General features: G+C 53.5%; 15 protein-coding genes and 1 tRNA gene. 3 read left to right on the forward strand and 13 right to left on the reverse strand.

The window, feature by feature from the left end:
• The 4 genes from EGT51_RS10695 to EGT51_RS10710 all read right to left on the reverse strand — a co-directional run.
• Positions 1-1,091, reverse strand: a 1,091-nt coding sequence (locus EGT51_RS10695; RefSeq protein ID WP_135368697.1) for a glycerate kinase family protein, incomplete at its 3' end; no start/stop codon positions are given.
• 237 nt (positions 1,092-1,328) lie between these two features.
• Positions 1,329-2,315 (reverse strand): aliphatic sulfonate ABC transporter substrate-binding protein, encoded by a 987-nt coding sequence (locus EGT51_RS10700; protein ID WP_135368698.1) that lies wholly within the window; start codon positions 2,313-2,315, stop codon positions 1,329-1,331.
• Positions 2,312-3,838 carry an AMP-binding protein gene (locus tag EGT51_RS10705; protein ID WP_135368699.1) on the reverse strand — a complete coding sequence of 509 codons (1,527 nt, stop codon included), beginning with the start codon at positions 3,836-3,838 and terminating at the stop codon, positions 2,312-2,314. Before EGT51_RS10705 ends, EGT51_RS10700 begins: the two co-directional genes overlap by 4 nt.
• Positions 3,819-4,997: an acyltransferase gene (locus EGT51_RS10710; RefSeq protein ID WP_135368700.1), complete on the reverse strand. Its 1,179-nt coding sequence runs from the start codon at positions 4,995-4,997 to the stop codon at positions 3,819-3,821. The genes EGT51_RS10705 and EGT51_RS10710 overlap by 20 nt, the downstream gene beginning before the upstream one ends.
• Positions 4,998-5,334: 337 nt before the next feature.
• Here EGT51_RS10710 and EGT51_RS10715 point away from each other — a divergent pair, with 337 nt between their 5' ends.
• A complete protein-coding gene (locus tag EGT51_RS10715; protein WP_167850198.1) occupies positions 5,335-7,077 on the forward strand; it encodes an aryl-sulfate sulfotransferase in 1,743 nt (580 codons plus the stop codon).
• 135 nt (positions 7,078-7,212) lie between these two features.
• On the opposite strand, the gene EGT51_RS10720 is transcribed toward EGT51_RS10715, so the two are convergent.
• The 3 genes from EGT51_RS10720 to EGT51_RS10730 form a co-directional block, all read right to left on the reverse strand.
• Positions 7,213-7,893 carry a YoaK family protein gene (locus tag EGT51_RS10720; protein ID WP_135368701.1) on the reverse strand — a complete coding sequence of 227 codons (681 nt, stop codon included), beginning with the start codon at positions 7,891-7,893 and terminating at the stop codon, positions 7,213-7,215.
• Between the two features lie 127 nt (positions 7,894-8,020).
• Positions 8,021-8,956, reverse strand: a complete 936-nt coding sequence (rihA, locus tag EGT51_RS10725) for a pyrimidine-specific ribonucleoside hydrolase RihA (protein ID WP_135368702.1) — start codon at positions 8,954-8,956, stop codon at positions 8,021-8,023.
• Positions 8,957-9,072: 116 nt separating this feature from the next.
• A tRNA-Gln gene (locus tag EGT51_RS10730) sits at positions 9,073-9,144 on the reverse strand.
• 197 nt (positions 9,145-9,341) lie between these two features.
• Here EGT51_RS10730 and EGT51_RS10735 point away from each other — a divergent pair.
• The gene (locus EGT51_RS10735) at positions 9,342-10,328 is read left to right on the forward strand and encodes a LacI family DNA-binding transcriptional regulator (protein WP_225428721.1); all 987 of its coding nucleotides are present in this window, start codon (positions 9,342-9,344) and stop codon (positions 10,326-10,328) included.
• Here the strand turns inward: EGT51_RS10735 and EGT51_RS10740 are convergent.
• The 6 genes from EGT51_RS10740 to EGT51_RS10765 all read right to left on the reverse strand — a co-directional run bounded on the left by EGT51_RS10740 (position 10,320) and on the right by EGT51_RS10765 (position 16,047).
• A complete protein-coding gene (locus EGT51_RS10740; protein WP_135368704.1) occupies positions 10,320-10,952 on the reverse strand; it encodes a pentapeptide repeat-containing protein in 633 nt (210 codons plus the stop codon). The two genes, EGT51_RS10735 and EGT51_RS10740, sit on opposite strands and share 9 nt — an antisense overlap.
• Positions 10,953-11,630: 678 nt before the next feature.
• Positions 11,631-12,023 carry a VOC family protein gene (locus EGT51_RS10745; RefSeq protein ID WP_125577281.1) on the reverse strand — a complete coding sequence of 131 codons (393 nt, stop codon included), beginning with the start codon at positions 12,021-12,023 and terminating at the stop codon, positions 11,631-11,633.
• Positions 12,024-12,036: 13 nt separating this feature from the next.
• Complete coding sequence (locus tag EGT51_RS10750; RefSeq protein WP_225428725.1) at positions 12,037-12,744, reverse strand: fructose permease; 708 nt, start codon at positions 12,742-12,744, stop codon at positions 12,037-12,039.
• A 90-nt stretch (positions 12,745-12,834) separates the two neighbouring features.
• Complete coding sequence (locus tag EGT51_RS10755; protein ID WP_135368706.1) at positions 12,835-13,836, reverse strand: zinc-dependent alcohol dehydrogenase family protein; 1,002 nt, start codon at positions 13,834-13,836, stop codon at positions 12,835-12,837.
• 20 nt (positions 13,837-13,856) lie between these two features.
• Complete coding sequence (gene scrK / locus EGT51_RS10760; RefSeq protein WP_135368707.1) at positions 13,857-14,732, reverse strand: fructokinase ScrK; 876 nt, start codon at positions 14,730-14,732, stop codon at positions 13,857-13,859.
• 427 nt (positions 14,733-15,159) lie between these two features.
• Positions 15,160-16,047, reverse strand: a complete 888-nt coding sequence (locus EGT51_RS10765) for a LysR family transcriptional regulator (RefSeq protein ID WP_135368708.1) — start codon at positions 16,045-16,047, stop codon at positions 15,160-15,162.
• Between the two features lie 135 nt (positions 16,048-16,182).
• On the opposite strand from EGT51_RS10765, the gene EGT51_RS10770 reads away from it, so the two are divergent.
• Positions 16,183-17,820 carry a malolactic enzyme gene (locus EGT51_RS10770; protein ID WP_135368709.1) on the forward strand — a complete coding sequence of 546 codons (1,638 nt, stop codon included), beginning with the start codon at positions 16,183-16,185 and terminating at the stop codon, positions 17,818-17,820.
• The last annotated feature ends 177 nt before the right edge of the window (positions 17,821-17,997 follow it).

Genomic DNA, 17,997 nt, shown 5'->3' on the forward strand with positions numbered 1-17,997 from the left:
TGGGCCAAGAGTTCAGGCGTTTGGGCAATAGCCCGGGCAACCGACATCGGCGCCATGGTCGAGGACAGGACCAGATCGACCCCGGCGGCGTATACGGCCTCGAGGTCTTTCCCGACGCAACCGGCTACTAAAATGACCGGCTTGTCCTGCTGCTTGGCTAGCCGTGCGATTCCGATTGGCGCTTTACCCATCAGTGACTGGCCATCGATTTGGCCTTCCCCACTGATGACCAAGTCCGCCGTCGCGATTTTTTCCGCCAAGTAGGTCAACCGCAAGATTTCCTGAATCCTCGGTTCCAGTCGACCACCCAAAAAGGCCAATAACCCAAAACCAATCCCCCCGGCGGCACCAGCACCGGGAACCGCGCCCCAATCCGTTCCCAACTGCGTTTGACACAGATGCTGTAAGTTTACTAACCCGGCATCGAGTTGGGCAACCACGGCTGGCGTCGCACCCTTCTGGGGACCAAAGACGGCCGATGCGCCTTGCTGGCCAGTCAATGGATTCGCCACATCCGTTAAACCAATGATTTGCGTGTCAGCCAGTCGGGCATCGAGCTGACTCAAGTCGATGGTCCTGATATTTCCCACTGCCGCACCAGTCTGGTCAATCAACGCGTGCTGGTCATCGTAAAATCGCGCACCTAGGGCTTGAGCCAGACCTACACCGCCATCGTTGGTGGCACTGCCACCGAGGCCCAGATACAGTGTCGTCGCCCCCGCATCCAGCGCCGCTTGGATGACCTGGCCGACGCCATAACTCGTAGTCGCCAGTGGATCTAACTGATCACGGGGAACTTGGGTAATGCCGGCACCCTCCGCAACTTCTAAAATAGCCACGTGATCGGCCAGCAGGCCCCAATGTGCCGTCACGGGTTGGCCCAGCGGTCCTTGAATCGGCGTCGTCATGGCCCGGCCCCCAACAGCGGTCAACACACTGGTAACCGTCCCTTCGCCGCCGTCCGCAATGGGTACCGCCTCGACCTGGGCCGTGGGTGCCACCTGTTTAATGCCCCGGGTTAAGTACGTCGCCACTTCTTGGGAGGTTGCACTGCCCTTAAACGAATCCGCCGCTATTACGATTTTTGTCATCCTACGCCACTCCTTCATTAGATAGCCCCATTATACCGCATTGCCTCCTTGCATCAGCTACGCCTTATCCCACCATCACCAATCACCAAATACCCTTAAGTATCCCTTAACTTTCCCCAATCCCCCGCACAAACGCCCCACCAATTTCGTTAGTACCAGTAGACGCCACTTTTTGGCAACGCCAAAAAGGGCCGCCAACTCACAGATTGGCGACCCACATGTCCCAGCGAACTGACCCTACTTCAGGTAGGTCACAGCGCTGCTAACATTAATTTTTTTGGTTGTAATGCCGTTCTTATAGAAGTTATCGGCCATTTCTTGTTGTTCCTTGATAACGCTGGCGTACATGCCCCGAATGCTGTAGCGACGGCGGTCAACCATTTTCTTGACCACTGACTTCTTCAGCTTCAGCGACTTACTGAGCATGGTCGTCAATTGCTTGTGATGCGTATCGGCCCATTGCATGTCGTCTTCCAGGTATTTGACCAGGTATTTCGACACGGTCTTGTGCGACTTGGCGTAGGATTGCATCGATAAAATGTAGTCCCGGTTGTTACTCATGCCGACCCCATTGCTCAAGGCCTTGGCGTTTTGCGTCAGCTCAGCTTGAGCCGTGTACGGATCCCAGGTGACCCAAGCATCGATTTTGCCCTTAGCAAAGGCGACACTGGCCGCCGATTGGTCCATGTTGACCCAATCCACGTCGTTGACTTCCAGACCGGCCTTCACCAGCAGCTGGAGCAGCAGGTATTGGGAACTGGTCCCCTTGGTATAGGCGATCTTCTTGCCCTTCAAGTCCTTCAGCGAGTTGATGCCGCTGTTCTTCTTGACCAGGATGCCGGACCCCTTGGCCTTGGTCGACCCGACGCCGACGTAGGCCAGCTTGGTTCCGGCCGATTGGGCCGTGACGGGTGGCGTATCCCCGGCCCGAGCGTAGTCGATACTCCCGGACTTCAGGGCCTGCATCAGCGCGTTGCCGTCTTGGAATTGCTTGAGAACCAGGCGATAGCCCTTAGCCTTCATTTTCTTGACCAGCTTGCCGCGTTGCTTGGCGATATCAAAGGGATCTCCCTTTTGATACCCGACCGTGACCGTGGTTAATCCGTTGGTGTGACTGCTCTTGGCGCCGTCCGTTTGCCGGTAGCCGTAATAGGCGACCCCGACCCACAGAACCAGCACGATGCCGACCAGCCATTTTAAAAATGTCCGCTTGGTCCGACTCATGCGCTAGCACCTAATTTCACCGGATCGTTTACGACCAGGTCCCGTAACTTCGGCCGCAAGACCTTACCCGTGGCGTTGCGCGGGTAATCGCGAACGAACAGCACGTGCTTCGGTTGTTCGTAGCCGGCCAAGGACTTCTTGGCTTGGTCGAAAATGGCCTGTTCTTGATCCGCTTGGCTGCCGCTATTCGGCCGACTGATGACGACCGCCGTGACGGCTTCACCGTACAGGTCGTCAGGCGTGCCAATGACCGTGACTTCCTTAATGAAGTCCAGTTCACTCAAGACGTTTTCCACCCGGGCTGGGGCGACCTTTTCGCCACCCACACTGATGATATCCTTCTTCCGACCGTTGATGTAAAGGTAACCATCGTCGTCGAAGTAGCCCAGATCCCCGGTCAAGAACCAGCCGTCCTTGAAGGAATCGGGGTGCGGATCGAGGTAAGACTTGATGACGTGGTCGCCCCGCACCGCAATCTCACCGGATTGTCCCGGCGTCGTGGTGAATTCGCCGTCGATCAAGATAGCCATGTCAGTACCCACCGGCAAGCCCACGGAACCGACCTTCGGCTTGTCAAATGGGTTCAACGTGCATTGACTGGCAGTTTCGGTCATGCCGTAGCCCTCCAAGATGCGGGTGTGGTAGGTGTCTTCGAAGTCCGTCAACTTTTCTAGCGGCAAGGAGAACGACGAGCACCGGACGAACCGCAAGTGGGTCTGGTCGTTGTAAGCGGCCTTGGCCTTGTCGTTTAACAACAAGATGTTGATGATGGTTGGTACCACGGAGGCCCAGGTTACGCCGTTATCTTGGACCTGTGGCCAGAAACGACTGGCTGAGAACTTAGGCGTGATGACCATTTTACCGTCGGATAGGCGCGTTGATAAGACGGAAACGACCTGCGCGTTGATGTGGAACATCGGCATGGTAATCAGCGTCGTGTCGGCAGCCGTCAACCGGTGAGCGTCGATGTCGTGTTGGGCACCGTGACGAATCAGGTCGTGGGTCAACCCTACCCGCTTCGGCTTTCCGGTGGTCCCGGACGTGTGCAAGATCAGCGCCAGGTCCTCTTCGGTCGGCGTCGCAGCCACATGGCCGGCAACCGCCGTGTCCCGAATGACCGTCAACTTATCGGCGGTGTTGAGCGTCAAATCGGCGCGTTGCGTTTGTCGGTCTGCCAAGACAGCGTCGACCAGTTCGTCGGCCACGATGACCGCCGCGTAGTCGTGTTCCTTCAGGTCAGCCAGCATTTCTGCTGCTGGCGTATTGGCGGAAACGGGGTTCATGATGGCCCCGATTTCCCAGATGGCTTGCGTCAAGACGGGGTACATCCCCGAGTTCGGCAGGCACACGTAGATGACGTCGCCGTGGCCCACGTGCAGGCCGCGCAGTTGATCGTCGAGTTGGTCGACGTCGGCCGCGAGTTCTGCGCCGGTGTACCACTGATCGCGGGACTCGTCTTTGATGATCTGATCGTTAGCGTGTTGTTTTAATTGATTGGTTAATTTAAGCGTTACTTTTGACATGTGAACGTGCTCCTTTCGAGAACAGGTGCCATTGTGGCCGACCAATCAGGATACCAAATGGCGGTACCTTGAAGCAGAACCACGAAATCAGCAGAGCGCCACCGGCCACGAACAGGTAGCCAACGGGCAGCAAGAGTAATAGCAGCCATGCCGGTAAGCTGATGTGGGCCAAGATGGCATTTAAGGCAAAAATCGGTAAACTTTGACATAGGTAGATCCCGAAGGAAACCTTGGAGAAGGCTTGAATCAGGTTGTCTAGCCAGTCTGGTAAGCCGTGTTGGCGCGCCTTGGCGTACTGCAGACCGAACCAGAGAACAAATAAAATCATAAAGCAGTCGTAAATGAAGATGAACGGCTGGTGCACGGAGAAGATGGCCTTGCGACTCAGCTGCAAGATGTCACGGTCCCCGAAGAATAAGAAGACCGTACCGATGGCCATCAACCCGGCCATCCAGTTGATGAACTTGTGGTGCTTTTCAATAAAGGCGACCACATCATCGTAGTGAATGGCGACAAATCCCCCAACCACGAAGTAGAACTGGTAGACAAAGACGTTGTTACCGTAAGCGCGGAACCACCAGAGCCAGTTGCTGGTGTCGATGTGGGGCAACCAATATTTGATGCCCGTGATCAAGAACAGCTGCACCCCAGCACTAATGCCGATGATGGCGAAATGGTGATCCGGGAGTTTCTTAAACATATAGACGATCGCGGGGAACAACAGGTACAGCTGGAAGGTAACCACAATATAATACATGTAATACTCATTCCCATACTGCAACGCGTTGCCCAAATGGGCCCAATACTTCGGCCAATCGATGCCGCCGCTGGCAATCAACGTCGCGACGATCATGATGATGGCGTTCCAAGCAATGTAGGGGACCCCAGAACTGATGTAGCGTTTTTTCCAAAATCGTAACCACTGATGATCGCGGTTGTAATAATTCAGGACCAACACTAACCCGGTCATGAACATAAAGCCCATTCGCGTAAAATGCAGGGCCAAGTGGGTCGCTTCTAACAATAATTGACTATTCGTGGTATCGACCAAGCGGTTCTCAAATGCCGTCGTGGTGTGATTGAGCAACACCCCACCGATGAACATGACCCGCATGAGATCAACCTCATGTAAATACCGCCGTTTTTTCCGTTCGGCCACGGTCTCACCTCTTCTAACGGGTCGCCCCGTAATTAATACGCCTTTAGTTATATCATTCGATTAACCCTGACGTCCTGATGGTTTTCTAAACAGAAAATAAGAATTTCTTAGATAACCTCATTTCTGGCTTAAAAAGACCAGTCACCATCTACATTACGCTTGATAATCCACTAGTTATAGTAGAATTCATAAAGTTCACAACTTGTTCACAAAAAAGTCAGTTTTTATTAACAAAGCTCCTTCGGCAAAAGTGTTATATTGTTAAGTGTTACATAGCAGTTGGGGGAGCTTGGTCTTAGTGACCACTCCCCCTTTTTTTCGACAATTTTTAAAGGAGATGGCTCATTTGCAATTCAAACACCCCCGGATGGTAACGCTTGCTATTGCCTCCCTGGCAGTTCTGACAGTCGGTTTGGCCGGTTGTTCTAGTTCCAAGAGCTCGTCAAGCTCATCGGCGGCGAGTTACAAGATCAAGACGAACAAGTCCGTGTTGACGGATGCTCAAATCAAGAAGAATTTGGACACCAAGATCATCACGACGCGCCAAGACAGTCAGAAGAGTTTGACCGCAACCTATAAAGCAGCAGCACAAAACAGTAAGTACACGTTGGACAACCCCTACGTCAAGGTCAACCCGTACAAGACGTCCCCGCTGTCCGCATTAGTCACGTTCAAGACCAGCGACGCTGAAAAAGTTAGCTACACGGTCGTTGGCAAGTCGGACAAGACGTCCATCACCAACACCGTTAAGGGTGGCTACACCACGACGCACCAAGTTCCCGTTGTGGGGCTGTACGCCGACACCAACAATACGGTGAAGATCACCGCCACCAACAAGGATGGCAAGACGACCACCAAGACGCTGAAGATGCAGACCGGTAAATTACCGACCTACGTTGCCAACGCCACGATCACGACCAAAAACGTCGACAAGTCCAAGATGGAGATCGGCAAAAACAAGCTGACCATCATGAACCGGACGACCAAACAACCCTTCGCCATTGACGCGGACGGCGCCGTGCGGTGGTACAGCACCGACTACTCCCAACACACGATTGAACAGTGGTCGGGTGGCCGCATCATGATGCTGTCGAAAAAGGACGTCAACTCCGACGTTTATAACGATTTAATTGAAACCGACTACTTGGGTCGGGTCTACAAGGAATACAGTTTCGCGGCCAACACCAGTAGTTCCGATGCAGCCAGCATCAGTAAGGCCGCTGCCAAAGCCAACAGCGAAACCACGGTCATTCACCATGACTTGGTCGAACTGCCGAACCACAACTTCCTGGCCACCGTTTCCGACGGGTCCAAGTACAAGGAAGACACCATGGTCGAGGTTTCCCACAAGACTGGTAAGATTGTGAAGGTCATCGACATGAAGAAATTGCTACCGAAGTCCATGTGGACCAAGTACGCTAAGGGTGCCGATGGCAAGATCGACTGGCTCCACCAAAATGCCGTGGACTACGACAAGAATGACAAGTCCATCGTCATTTCCAGCCGGAACCAAGACATGATCATGAAGCTGGATTACAAGACCGACCACATCAAGTGGATCTACTCCGGTAAGAAGGCTTCCACGTGGCCTAAGGCTTACCGCCCTTACCTGTTGAAGCCGGCCAAGGGCACCGTCATCACCGGTGGTCAACACGGGATCTACCTGCTGAACAACGGCGGCAAGAACTCCGCCAACAGCGAAGACTTCCTGTTGTACGACAACAACATTGCCGTCACCAACGGGAACAAGAAGACGTCCGGGAAGTACTCCCAAGCCGTGCAATACCACGTCAACGCCAAGGACATGACCATCAAGACGACCTGGTCTTACGGGAAGTCCCTGGGTAAGGACAACTTCACCTACGTCATCGGTTACGCCGAACGGCAAGCCAATGGTAACACGCTGATCGACTTCGGTTACAAGCACAACGGTGCGCAAAGTAACGTCATCGAAGTCACCAAGTCAGGCAAACAAGTCTTCAACGCCACTATGAAGAGTGCCGCGGACAAGGCCTACGCCTACCGGGCTTACCGGGTACCGTTCTACAGTGCCGATTACCAATTCGACGCCACAAAATAGACTTTTGTTCCACGTGAAACACCCCTGAGAGCTTTTCTCAGGGATGTTTTTTGGGTTGGATTGCGATTTACTGAAGGTTGAGTCTAAAACTGGTGAAGCCAGGTGCCTGCGTCAGGCGCTAATTTCCCCACCATCTCAGTGTTTCCACCGCCGCCGATGGTTCTGCTGGTAAAGCCAAGCAATCAAGGCGACCACCAGCAAGATGGGCACTAAAATGGCGTAGCCCGCCAACAGGTGACTGAAGGCCGCAACCAGAACGGCGCCGGCGATGAAGCTGCCCAGCACAGCGAAGGTGTCTCGGGCCCTGCCACGAGCTTCCTGGTCGTGATAACGCAGGCTGTCGACCAGTGATTCCGTGGCCGTGCGCAGGTTGCCAGTCATCATCAACGGCGTGAACGGCGCCCCCTTGATGCGGCGAAATTCCTGCAACTCCACGGCCGCCGCCAGAGACAGCAATGCGGTGGCTGCCCAGTCGGGAATCACGTTGGTCGTGATTAAGGTAACGATTAAAATAGCAAACTCCAACCACAACGCCACGCTCTGTGGGCTCACCTGGCGTTGGGCTAGCCAGTGCTGCAACAACCGCGCCACCGCCGTGCCCAAGGCAAAGGCCAGTAGCGCCGTCAAATACCGCCCCATTTGGGCCAATTGTAAGTGGCCGAAGTTAATCCCCAGTAAGATGAGATTCCCCGTTTGTAAGCCCGCAAAGACGGCGCCGTGTTCCAAATAGGAATAGGCATCGAGCGCCCCGGCAATCATGGTCAAACCACTGCCGAAGATCAACTCCTCGTGGGCAGGAAAAGCTTTCTGTCTCACAATATTCACCTCTACACAAAAATTTCGTTCTTCCAGTATACGAGAAATTGTTTAAGTTTTTCCAAGGACGACCAAAAGACCCACCAGCAACGGCGGTCCGTCACTGATGGGTCAAGGGTTTACGTGGCTAGTTAAATGTTTCTAAAGACGTGGTAATCAGCCGGATGAAGGCGTCTCGGTCGAGGTCTAAGAGCACATCGGTATTCTTGGGCTTGCCAGTCAGTTCGTAATAATCACAAACGGTTTCGCCTCGTACCAATTCACCCTGCGTTTCGACGTCCACGTTCATCAACTCGCTGTGGAACATCTCTGGATGCAACAACCAGGCAATCGTACACGGATCGTGTAGCGGCGCGCCTTTGAAGCCCCATTTAGGATTTTCATGGTACAGCTCAAAGAAGTTCAGCAGGCCGTAAAAGGCGTGGGCCACGGGATTGTCGATTTGGCCGATAGCGTCGATCTCTGGCTTTAAGATCTGCGCCTTGTGAGTGACGTTCAACGGTGCCATCGTCAACGGAATGCCGGCGTTGAGCACGATTTTGGCGGCTTCCGGGTCGACGTAGATGTTGAACTCAACGGAAGGCGTCCAGTTGCCCAGCCCCATGGCACCACCCATGAAGACGACGCGGGCGATCTTGGCTTTTAACTCGGGATAGACGCGCAAGAATAGGGCCAGGTTGGTCATCGGTCCGGTCACCACCAGCGTCACCGGTTCAGCGCTGTGTCGCAAGGTTTGGGCCATCAATTCGATGGCGGTCAAGTCTTGGACCGCAAAATCCGGGTCAGGCAACTCGGCACCGTCCAGTCCGCTCTTACCGTGAACGTTACCGGCCGTTTCTAACGGCTTTAACAGCGGTGTGCGGTTGCCGCCAGCCACCGGGATCTCTTGGTGGTGCATCAGCGTCAAGAGCCGCATGGCGTTGTTTAACGTCTTCTCCGGCGTCTGGTTACCGGCCGACGTGGTCACGGCCAACAGGTCGATCTCCGGGTTGGCCAGCGCCAGCATCATGGCTAAGGCGTCGTCGTGGCCGGGGTCGCAGTCTAGAATAATCTTCGTTGTCATTATCGTTGTCTCCTCTTCAGGTCATTAGGTCCATTCTAAACGAAAATGGCAGCGCTTTCTACCGGACACAAAAAAATTCTCGCCACCATGACGAGAATCCACGTTCATCTATTCGATTGGGCTAGCTGGGTTCGAACCAGCGCATCACGGGATCAAAACCCGTTGCCTTACCACTTGGCTATAGCCCAAGAATTGTAGTCATCACTGACCCAACAGAAATAAATTTTATCATTAAGTAGGGGGATAACGCAAGTCTTTTTTGAAATTTTTTGCCAAGAGATTTAGTTGCGTCGGTCAAATCAAACCGTTACCATGAATTGTGTAAGCAAAAAGTTGCCGATAACCATGATTATTAATATTAATAAACGATTATTAATTATATGAGGTGAAGACATTGACCGGAAAAGTTACGATTAAAGATGTTGCCAAAGCAGCAGGAGTTTCAGAAGCGACCGTTTCACGGGCGTTAAGCCACAGCCCGCGGGTCAAACGTGACACGAGTCAAAAGATTCAAAATATTGCCAGCAATCTGGGCTACCACCCTAACGACCTGGCCCGGAGCATTCGCGTCCAGCAAACGCACACCCTGGGGCTAATCATCCCCGACATCCTCAATGCCTTCTTCACCCACCTGAGTCGTGCCATCGAAGACGCGGCGTCGCGAGCGGGCTACGACGTGATCTTGGTCAACACGGATGAGAACCTGGCCAAGGAAGCCAGCGGTTTGAATTTGTTATTAGAAAAACAGGTCGACGGCGTCATCATCACCAGCGCCGGTGGCCCCACTGACTACGCCGCCATCTTAGGGCCGACGCCGGCCGTCTTCGTGGACCGCATGCCGCCGACCCCCAATCACGCGCCTTACGACCGGGTCTTGGTCGACAACGTGCAGGGCACTCGCGCCATCGTCTCCCAGCTGATTGCCCAGGGTGCGACCCGCGTCGGCATCATCAACAGCGCAGTGTCCTTTACCGCCAGTGAACGTTTGACCGGCTACCAGGAGGCCCTGACCGCGGCCGGCATCGAACCGGACGAGGCCATCGAGGCTACCGCCCGCACGGACAACAGCAACGTCCAGCAGATGACGCGCCAGCTATTGATCAATCAAAAATGTGACGGCCTGTTTGTTGCCGACAACACCATCATGCAAAGCGTCTTGCGCAAGCTTCCGGACCTTGACGTCCCCCACCTGCAACTCGGTGGCTTTGACGACCAGGACTGGTTCGACTTTCTCCCCCAGCCCATCGTCACCGCCCGTCAGCCGATTGCCGAACTGGGGCAAACGGCCATCGATCGGCTGGTCGCCAAGATTGAAGACCCCGACCTGTTGCCGGAGGAAATTCGCCTGGCTGCGACCACCATTTCACGCTAACGTAATTCCCAGAAATAACCGGGCCAAATACGCCGCTTGCGTTTCATTGAACCGGCAGTCACGGACCGCCCAGTCGGACACCCGCAGTGTTTCAAAGCGGCAGGTACTCAGGTCATGGTGTTTCAGCGAGGTGCCCGAAAAATCGGCCTGGTTCAGGTCGCAGTCGGTGAATTGACACTGTTTCAGCGTACTTTCCCAGCAGTTCAGTTCCGTGAGCTTGCTGTGCTGAAACGCGACCTGGGTCAGCTTGGTTTCATTAAAATTCGTCAATGAGCCGTCACAGTCCACGAACGTGACGGCTTTTAGGGTGCCGTGATCCAGGGTCGTGCCGACCAACTTGCAGTTTTCAAACCGGACGCGAAACAGGCTGATACCCGTGAAATCGCAGTTGACCAGCGTACAATTGCGAAACAGCGTATCGGTCACCTCGAAGCGATTGAAGGTGTCGCCCATGAACACCATCCCCGATAACGTCGACTGGTCGATCAGCGGGTGTTCCAACTGCTGTTCCGTGATGGTTTCTTGTTTCATGGCCACCTGGGCCAACAGGTGGTCTTCGGCTTGGGTGATGCTCGTGAAGGACTGGGGAATCAGGACTTCGGTGGGAATTTGGGGTGCTTGCATGGTGTTTCAGCTCCTTTTAGGGGTAGTATATCGCAATACCAGGCGACTGAATAGCATGATAATCACGCCTTCGTCAACCTTTTTTAGCACAAGATTATCCGCTCAATCAACCAATTCCAAGTGATCCCATCTCTGCTTGTCATCCCCTAATTCATCCCGTACACTAAAACTTATCAGGAAAATTCTCGAAAAAAAAACGAACCACCCTGGCTGGGGTAGCTCGTTTTTGCTTTACTCGCCAATCCAGCCACGCGAAGGTAGTGGCGGTACTTTTCACAAGATTGATGAGGTGCTTGGAAAAGGATTGGTGAGGTTGTTGCTGTTGATTGTGGGTTGGGCGGCTTTTTGCATGGGCGAGGTTCGCTCAGAGCGTTGCGGCCGCTCTCACCCTGTCTATCCGGAAACTGGCGGCCTCCGAAACGTGTTCCGCGAGCTAGACTCCTGCGCTTAACCCAGCCAAGAAAATTTCCCAAGCCCAGGGTGGATTCTCCTTGCTGGTAAGGTTCGCTCAGGGCGTTGCGGCCGCTCTTGCCCCATCTATCCGGAAACCAGCGGCCGCCGAAACGTGTTCCGCAGGGCAGCTGGTTCCGCTTAACACCGCTAAGCAAATAACCCAAACCCAGGGTTATTCACTTAGCGCCGTTAATGCTCGCCAGCTTAGCGCCCTGCTCCACACTCTTACTTTAAAATCTCACAAAACTCAATCGTCTCATGGTTTGGTCCCAAAATGTTGAAGAACCGAATGCCCTTGTCCCAGAATGATGGGATAGATTGGATTTCGTCGTTGACCAGGTCTAAGCCCTGTTCCTTAGCGGCGGCGAAGGCCTTGTCGACGTCCGTGGTGTTGAGTGAGATGTGGTTGATGGCGCCGGCCGTTGGGTTGGTCGGGTCGCCTTCCCAGGTTTCAATCGTCAAGTTGCCCAATCGCATGAAGGCACAGCGGTTGTCGCCATTGGGAAATAGCCCAGCGCGCTCAAAGCCCAACGATTCGTAAAACGCCATCGTCTTGTCTAAGTCTGCCGTGGGAATTCCCACGTGTTGAATTCCAGTAATAAAGTCTTGAACTGCCATTTTGCATTAGCTCCTATTCAATCTTTTGTCCGACATCAACGGCCTGGTGCTTCAGCTTCGGGAAGATCACCTTGTCGGCCACCCCGGTAATCCCACCTTGGGCGAGGAAGGCAAAGACCGTCCCCAACCCGAAGTTGGTAAATTGCCGCGTGATGACCAAAGCGATAACTGCCATGATGGTCGGCGGAATGTAAGACGCCCACATGGCTTTGGCCGCTTGCCCCTTAAAGTAGCGGAAACGCAGGATCTGCATCAAGTCATCGGCCGGGTGCAACACCAAGTTGACCCGTTGGTAAATGGAAATGGCGACCGCGATAAACGCGACACCTAAGAAGTTCAGCGCGACGTAGAGGATGACCATCCCCGTACTGCGTGCCTCGGGAAGGCCGGCAAATAACGCCGGATATTTCCCATCAAAGAAGTCCTCAAACACTTGAATCAACGCGGAGAACGGGACCATGAAGACCATGTTTCCGGCGATTCGTTTCCAATCCCAGTGGTGAATCAAGATGGCATTTAACACCGCCGTCAAGAATCCCATGATCAGAAACGCCCAAAACAGGTTCCAATGAAAGGCCGTTCCCAAGTTGGCTTCGGCTGCGGACCAGTAGGCCGCCCCCAAGAAGGACGGGTGAATCTTAGCGCTCGTGACCAACGTCAACACGTTACCGGCCGAGTTGATGACCAGTGACAGTGCGAAGTAGGCAATCGCCTTGGACATGGAAATCGTCCGTTGGTTACTTACCGTAACGTCGGCACCCGTATTCAAATCGCTTGCTGCTTCAACTTTCACAATAATCCCTTACCTTTACTAGTCACTCACTTTAACGACAGCCTTGCTGACACCAGCAACCTTGCCGTTTAAGACATCCTCAACTTGTTCCAAACTGACTTCGTGGCTGATCAAGGATTCCACATCCAATTGACCGCTGGACAACAGGGCGATCCCGTCTTCGAAGGCGTAGGGGTTGATAAAGGCCCCTTGGATCTTCAATTGCTTTTGGTAAACTTCGTAGGTGTTCATGGAGAAGGTCTGATTTGGCTTCCCAACACCGAACATCAGGACTTGGGCGCCCTTCTTCGTGGCTTCAACGGCTTGTTCTTGCGTTTGTGGCAACCCCACGGCTTCAATCACAACGTCGTAGTCGGCAGGAATGCTGTCACGCGTGGTGTTGTAGGTGTTGGTAACGCCAAATTTTTCCTTGTTGAAGGCTAATTTTTCGTCCACGATACCAGCAAAATCAACTTGGTGCACCCCGTAAGCTTGTAATAATTGCACAAATAATTGCCCCATGAAACCATCGCCGATGACCAATGCCTTTTGGTAAGGCTTAACGCTCAGTAAGCTCATGCCATGAACCGCACAAGAGATGGGTTCAGTCGCGGCAGCGGCCTTTAAAGACACGTTGTCAGGAATTGGGTAAACGACGGATGAAGGTGCCGTGAAGGATTCTTCCAAGCCACCATCGCGGGTCACCCCAACGGCGGACAGGTTGTCACACAGTTCTGGGCGGTCGGTCCGGCAGTATTCGCATTGGCCACAGTAGATGTTGGGGTCAACGGTAACTCGGTCGCCGACTTTCACGTTGGTAACGTCACTACCGATAGCGGCAACGATCCCGGAGTTTTCGTGGCCCAACACGATTGGTGGCACAGCGTCAGCAGACCCTGGCAAACCGGCGTAAAGGGCCCGGTCAGTCCCACAGATGCCAGCGTAGGCGGTGTTGACCAATACTTCGTTGGCTTTAACCTCTGGCTTGGCGACGTCTTGGATCTCCATCTTTTTGGTTCCCGTTAAAACTAAGGCTTTCATAAGTTAAAATTCTCCCTCTCTTACTTGTTGTATTCGTTAAGTGCTAAGGCAAAGTCCCCTAGCGTGGCTGAACCATTGTCTTTGACGGCCGGCATCACGATGTAATCCGTGAGCTTGCCGACGTTGACATAATCATTCAATAACTCAGCAAATTCGTGCCGCACCTTTTTCAAGAAGGTCTCGCTGACGACACCGCCACCAAAGACGATTTTGTCGGGCCGCATCATCAACGTGACTTGCAGGGCTGCTTGCGCAACGTAGTAGGCCATGATGTCCCAAACGTGGTCGGTCAACGGCACGTCCTTACCGGGTTTCCCCAGCCGCGCGTCGAACGTGGGCCCGCTGACCAGACCTTCCAAGCAATCCCCGTGAAATGGGCAAATGCCGGCGAAATTCAAATCGTCGGGGTGGCGCTTCAAGCGAACGTGCCCCATTTCAGGATGCCCCAAGCTGCCGACGAAATGCCCGTTAATGACGGCGCCGGCCCCCACGCCGGTCCCAATCGTGAAGTAAACTAACGAGTCAATATTTTCATTGAACAGCGTGGACATCACGTACTCGCCATAAGCAGAGCCATTCACGTCGGACGTCCAGTACATCGGCACGTCTAGTTCCTGCTTCAGCCGGCCCACGAAATCCGTGTTGGCCCAGCCCGGCTTCGGCGTGTTGGTGATGTACCCGTACTTCGGCGAGTTGTGCCGCAGTTCGATGGGCCCAAAGGATGAAATGGCAATCGCCTTTAGTTCTGGGAACTGCTTAAAGTACGCGATGGTCTTGCTTAAGGTTTCTTCCGGGGTCGTGGTCGGAATCCGCACCTTGTCCTTGGTTTGATAATCTTCGTTACCGATTGCACAAACAAACTTGGTTCCCCCAGCTTCAATACTTCCGAGTTGCATAGTTGCTACCTCCATATTTACGCCGGGGGCCGTGACCCGCGGCACCTTTTATCTAAGTTATGATGACTGATACAGTCATTTTTAAATCGTTTTCAGTATAGCAACCTCCCAGCGAAATTTTAAGGCGTTTTTCCGCATCGAATTTTCAGAAAAGACGCCAAAATCGCATGATTATCGAAATGCAAACGATTGTATTTATCGTGAAATTAGTCACTTGTTCGACAAAAAAGGGCGTTTTGTTCAGTTACTGGTAACGCTTTCATTATCTTTCAGCCCTGAAAGGCGCCCCGCCAATTGCGACGGGACGCCTCTGGATGATGCTATTTTTTTGGTTGGTGGTGCTACTGAATGCACTACCGCAACGTGCGCCACTGGCCCGACTTGGGCACGCCACCTCACCAACCCAGCGCCCCAAGACCGGGGCCGGTCACGACCTAGTCAACGTCGTCCGCAAGATGGTCAGCACCTGTTGCTGGGCCGGGGTCAAGACGTGTGACGACCGGTAAACGATACTCGACAGAAACGCGGGTTGCTCGTCATCTAGCAATTCCAACCGCGCCACATCGGGACGGTGCTGGTCAACAATGCCCGTTAGGAAAGTGACCCCCACATTTTCCGCGACTAGATTCATAATCGCATGGGTATCCGTCGCCCGGAAAACAACGTCTGGTCGGAAATGGTTCCGCCGCGTTAACAGATTAAATGCCGTGTTATGCACAAAACTATGATTAAAGAGAACAAACTTTTCTTGCTTCAATTCACTAAAGTAAATCCGTTTGCGCTTGGCTAACGGGTGCGCCGCCGACACAAAGATGTTGAACGGTTGGCGATCAAATTCTTCGGCAATCAACGACTTATAGGCAAGCGGTGCCGTCGACCCTAATAAGGCCAGGTCCGCCTGCCCATCACGCAGGGCATTCCGGAGCCAGACCGACCCGCCCGTCAAGGTTCGGATATCTGCCAACATCCCCCGTTTCTGCAGAGACGCCGCCACCTGGGGAAAGTAGTAATTTTCGATGATCGGCGGGAGTCCCAAAACCGTCTGATCCTGCGTTAAGTGCGTAATCTCCTGATGGGCCAAGGCCAGCTCTTGGAGCACTGATTCCGCGTGAACGGCCAGCTGCCGGCCACTTGCTGTTACCACCAATTCATGATGAACCCGGTCCCGCAAGACGAGTTTCGCCTGAAATTCGGCCTCTAATCGCTGAATCGCCATGGTGATTGTCGGCTGGGTAACGCCAAATTCGTTAGCCACCTGCGAAAAGTTTTTTAATTTAATTAGGCGATCGAAATAGGCCAAGTCTTTTGTGTTCATTTTAACACCCCTTTGTCACACTGATTGTAACCCCATTATAAATTATTTTTATAGTCGCTGCCACATTTGACTATACCCGCCTCCCGCCGCTATGCTGTTTCTATAGAGTTAATCAAATAACTGGAGGCATCATTTATGAAAAACGCAGATGCAATTTTAAATAACCCCTTTCTAAATAAGGGCACAGCCTTTACGCAAGCCGAACGCCACGCTCTCGGCCTGGTCGGCACACTACCTGCCCACGTCCAAACGCTGGCTGAACAGGTCACGCAGGCTTACGCGCAGTTCCAAAGCAAGTCCAGTCACTTGGAAAAGCGCCTCTACCTGATGACCCTGTTCAATGAAAACCGGACCCTCTTCTTCCGCTTGATGGCTGACCACGTCGTTGAATTCATGCCCATCGTGTATGATCCCACGGTGGCAGATTCTATTGAAGCATACAGTCACCTCTTCACGGATCCCCAAAACGCCGCGTTCCTTTCCGTTGACCACCCCGAAGATTTCGAAGCTTCCCTGAAAAACGCTGCTGGCGGCCGTGATATCCGCTTGGTCGTCGTCACTGACGCTGAAGGCATCTTAGGAATGGGCGACTGGGGCGTTAACGGCGTCGACATCGCCGTGGGTAAGCTGATGGTCTACACGGCCGCAGCTGGTATCGATCCCGCGCAAGTCCTCCCCGTCAGCATTGATGCCGGAACGAACAACCAAAAGCTACGCGACGATCCGCTCTATTTAGGAAACCATCATAAACGGTTGGCTGGTGACCCATACCTGGACATCATCGACCAATTTGTGACGGCCGAACGGAAGCTCTTCCCCGAATCCTTACTCCACTGGGAGGACTTTGGCCGGGCTAACGCGCAGGTCATTCTTGACAAGTACCAGGACCAATTTGCCACCTTCAACGATGATATTCAAGGAACTGGGATGGTCGTGTTGGCCGGGATCTTAGGTGCCTTGAACATCTCTAAGGAAGATATCAAGGACCAAAAATTTGTCACGTTCGGTGCCGGAACTGCTGGCATGGGCATTGCCAACCAGATTCTTGATGAATTACAACGCGCTGGCCTATCCGAAGCAGAAGCTCGCAAGCACTTCTACGCGGTCGACAAGCAAGGGCTGTTATTTACGGATACGCCGGACTTGACCGCCGCACAGAAGCCCTTTACGCGCGATTGCTCCGAATTCGCTAACGCTGACGACTTAACGACTTTGGCCGCCGTGGTCAAGACGGTTCACCCGACGGTCTTGATTGGGACTTCCACCCAGCCCGGAACCTTTACGGAAGACATCGTCAAGGACATGGCCGCCCACACGCCACGGCCAATCATTTTCCCCCTGTCTAACCCGACCAAATTGGCCGAAGCAACCGCCGCCGACCTCATCAAATGGACGGATGGCAAGGCCCTTATCGCAACGGGGATTCCCGCTGACGACGTCGATTACCGGGGCACAACCTACCACATTGGTCAAGGCAACAACGCCTTAATGTACCCCGGCTTGGGCTTCGGCCTAATTGCCGCAACGGCGAAGGTCTTAAACGGTGAAACGTTATCTGCCGCTTGCCATGCCCTTGGCGGCATCGTTGACACGACCCAGCCTGGTGCGGCGGTCCTACCACCCGTTTCTCAATTGACGGAATTCTCACAAAAATTGGCTGAAATCGTGGCCCAAAGCATCCTGGACCAACAGCTGAACAAGGAACCCATCGCAAACGCCAAGCAAGCCGTTGCGGCCATGAAGTGGGTTCCAGAATACCGGCCGATCGACTAATCTGCTCGCTGCCGATTGAAACGGGAGCCTGTGACCGCGCCTGGCAATGGGTAACCCGACCACTAAAAAAGACTTTTTCAGAACGATTGCAATTCTGAAAAAGTCTTTTTTGATGATGCCAGCTATTTGTTTCACGTGAAACAACACTGGGCAGTCAAACAGTTTTTTGAACGTGCC

This window comes from Levilactobacillus suantsaiihabitans, assembly GCF_004745505.1.
Classification (GTDB): domain Bacteria; phylum Bacillota; class Bacilli; order Lactobacillales; family Lactobacillaceae; genus Levilactobacillus; species Levilactobacillus suantsaiihabitans.

Bases quoted from the DNA above. Each gene is read 5' to 3' on its own strand.
- EGT51_RS10770 (WP_135368709.1), top strand. From the start codon at position 16,183: ATGAAAAACGCAGATGCAATTTTAAATAACCCCTTTCTAAATAAGGGC.
- EGT51_RS10765 (WP_135368708.1), bottom strand. From the start codon at position 16,047: ATGAACACAAAAGACTTGGCCTATTTCGATCGCCTAATTAAATTAAAA.
- EGT51_RS10750 (WP_225428725.1), bottom strand. From the start codon at position 12,744: ATGTCCAAGGCGATTGCCTACTTCGCACTGTCACTGGTCATCAACTCG.
- EGT51_RS10700 (WP_135368698.1), bottom strand. From the start codon at position 2,315: ATGAGTCGGACCAAGCGGACATTTTTAAAATGGCTGGTCGGCATCGTG.
- EGT51_RS10705 (WP_135368699.1), bottom strand. From the start codon at position 3,838: ATGTCAAAAGTAACGCTTAAATTAACCAATCAATTAAAACAACACGCT.
- EGT51_RS10715 (WP_167850198.1), top strand. From the start codon at position 5,335: ATGGCTCATTTGCAATTCAAACACCCCCGGATGGTAACGCTTGCTATT.
- EGT51_RS10740 (WP_135368704.1), bottom strand. From the start codon at position 10,952: ATGCAAGCACCCCAAATTCCCACCGAAGTCCTGATTCCCCAGTCCTTC.
- EGT51_RS10755 (WP_135368706.1), bottom strand. From the start codon at position 13,836: ATGAAAGCCTTAGTTTTAACGGGAACCAAAAAGATGGAGATCCAAGAC.
- scrK (WP_135368707.1), bottom strand. From the start codon at position 14,732: ATGCAACTCGGAAGTATTGAAGCTGGGGGAACCAAGTTTGTTTGTGCA.
- EGT51_RS10745 (WP_125577281.1), bottom strand. From the start codon at position 12,023: ATGGCAGTTCAAGACTTTATTACTGGAATTCAACACGTGGGAATTCCC.
- rihA (WP_135368702.1), bottom strand. From the start codon at position 8,956: ATGACAACGAAGATTATTCTAGACTGCGACCCCGGCCACGACGACGCC.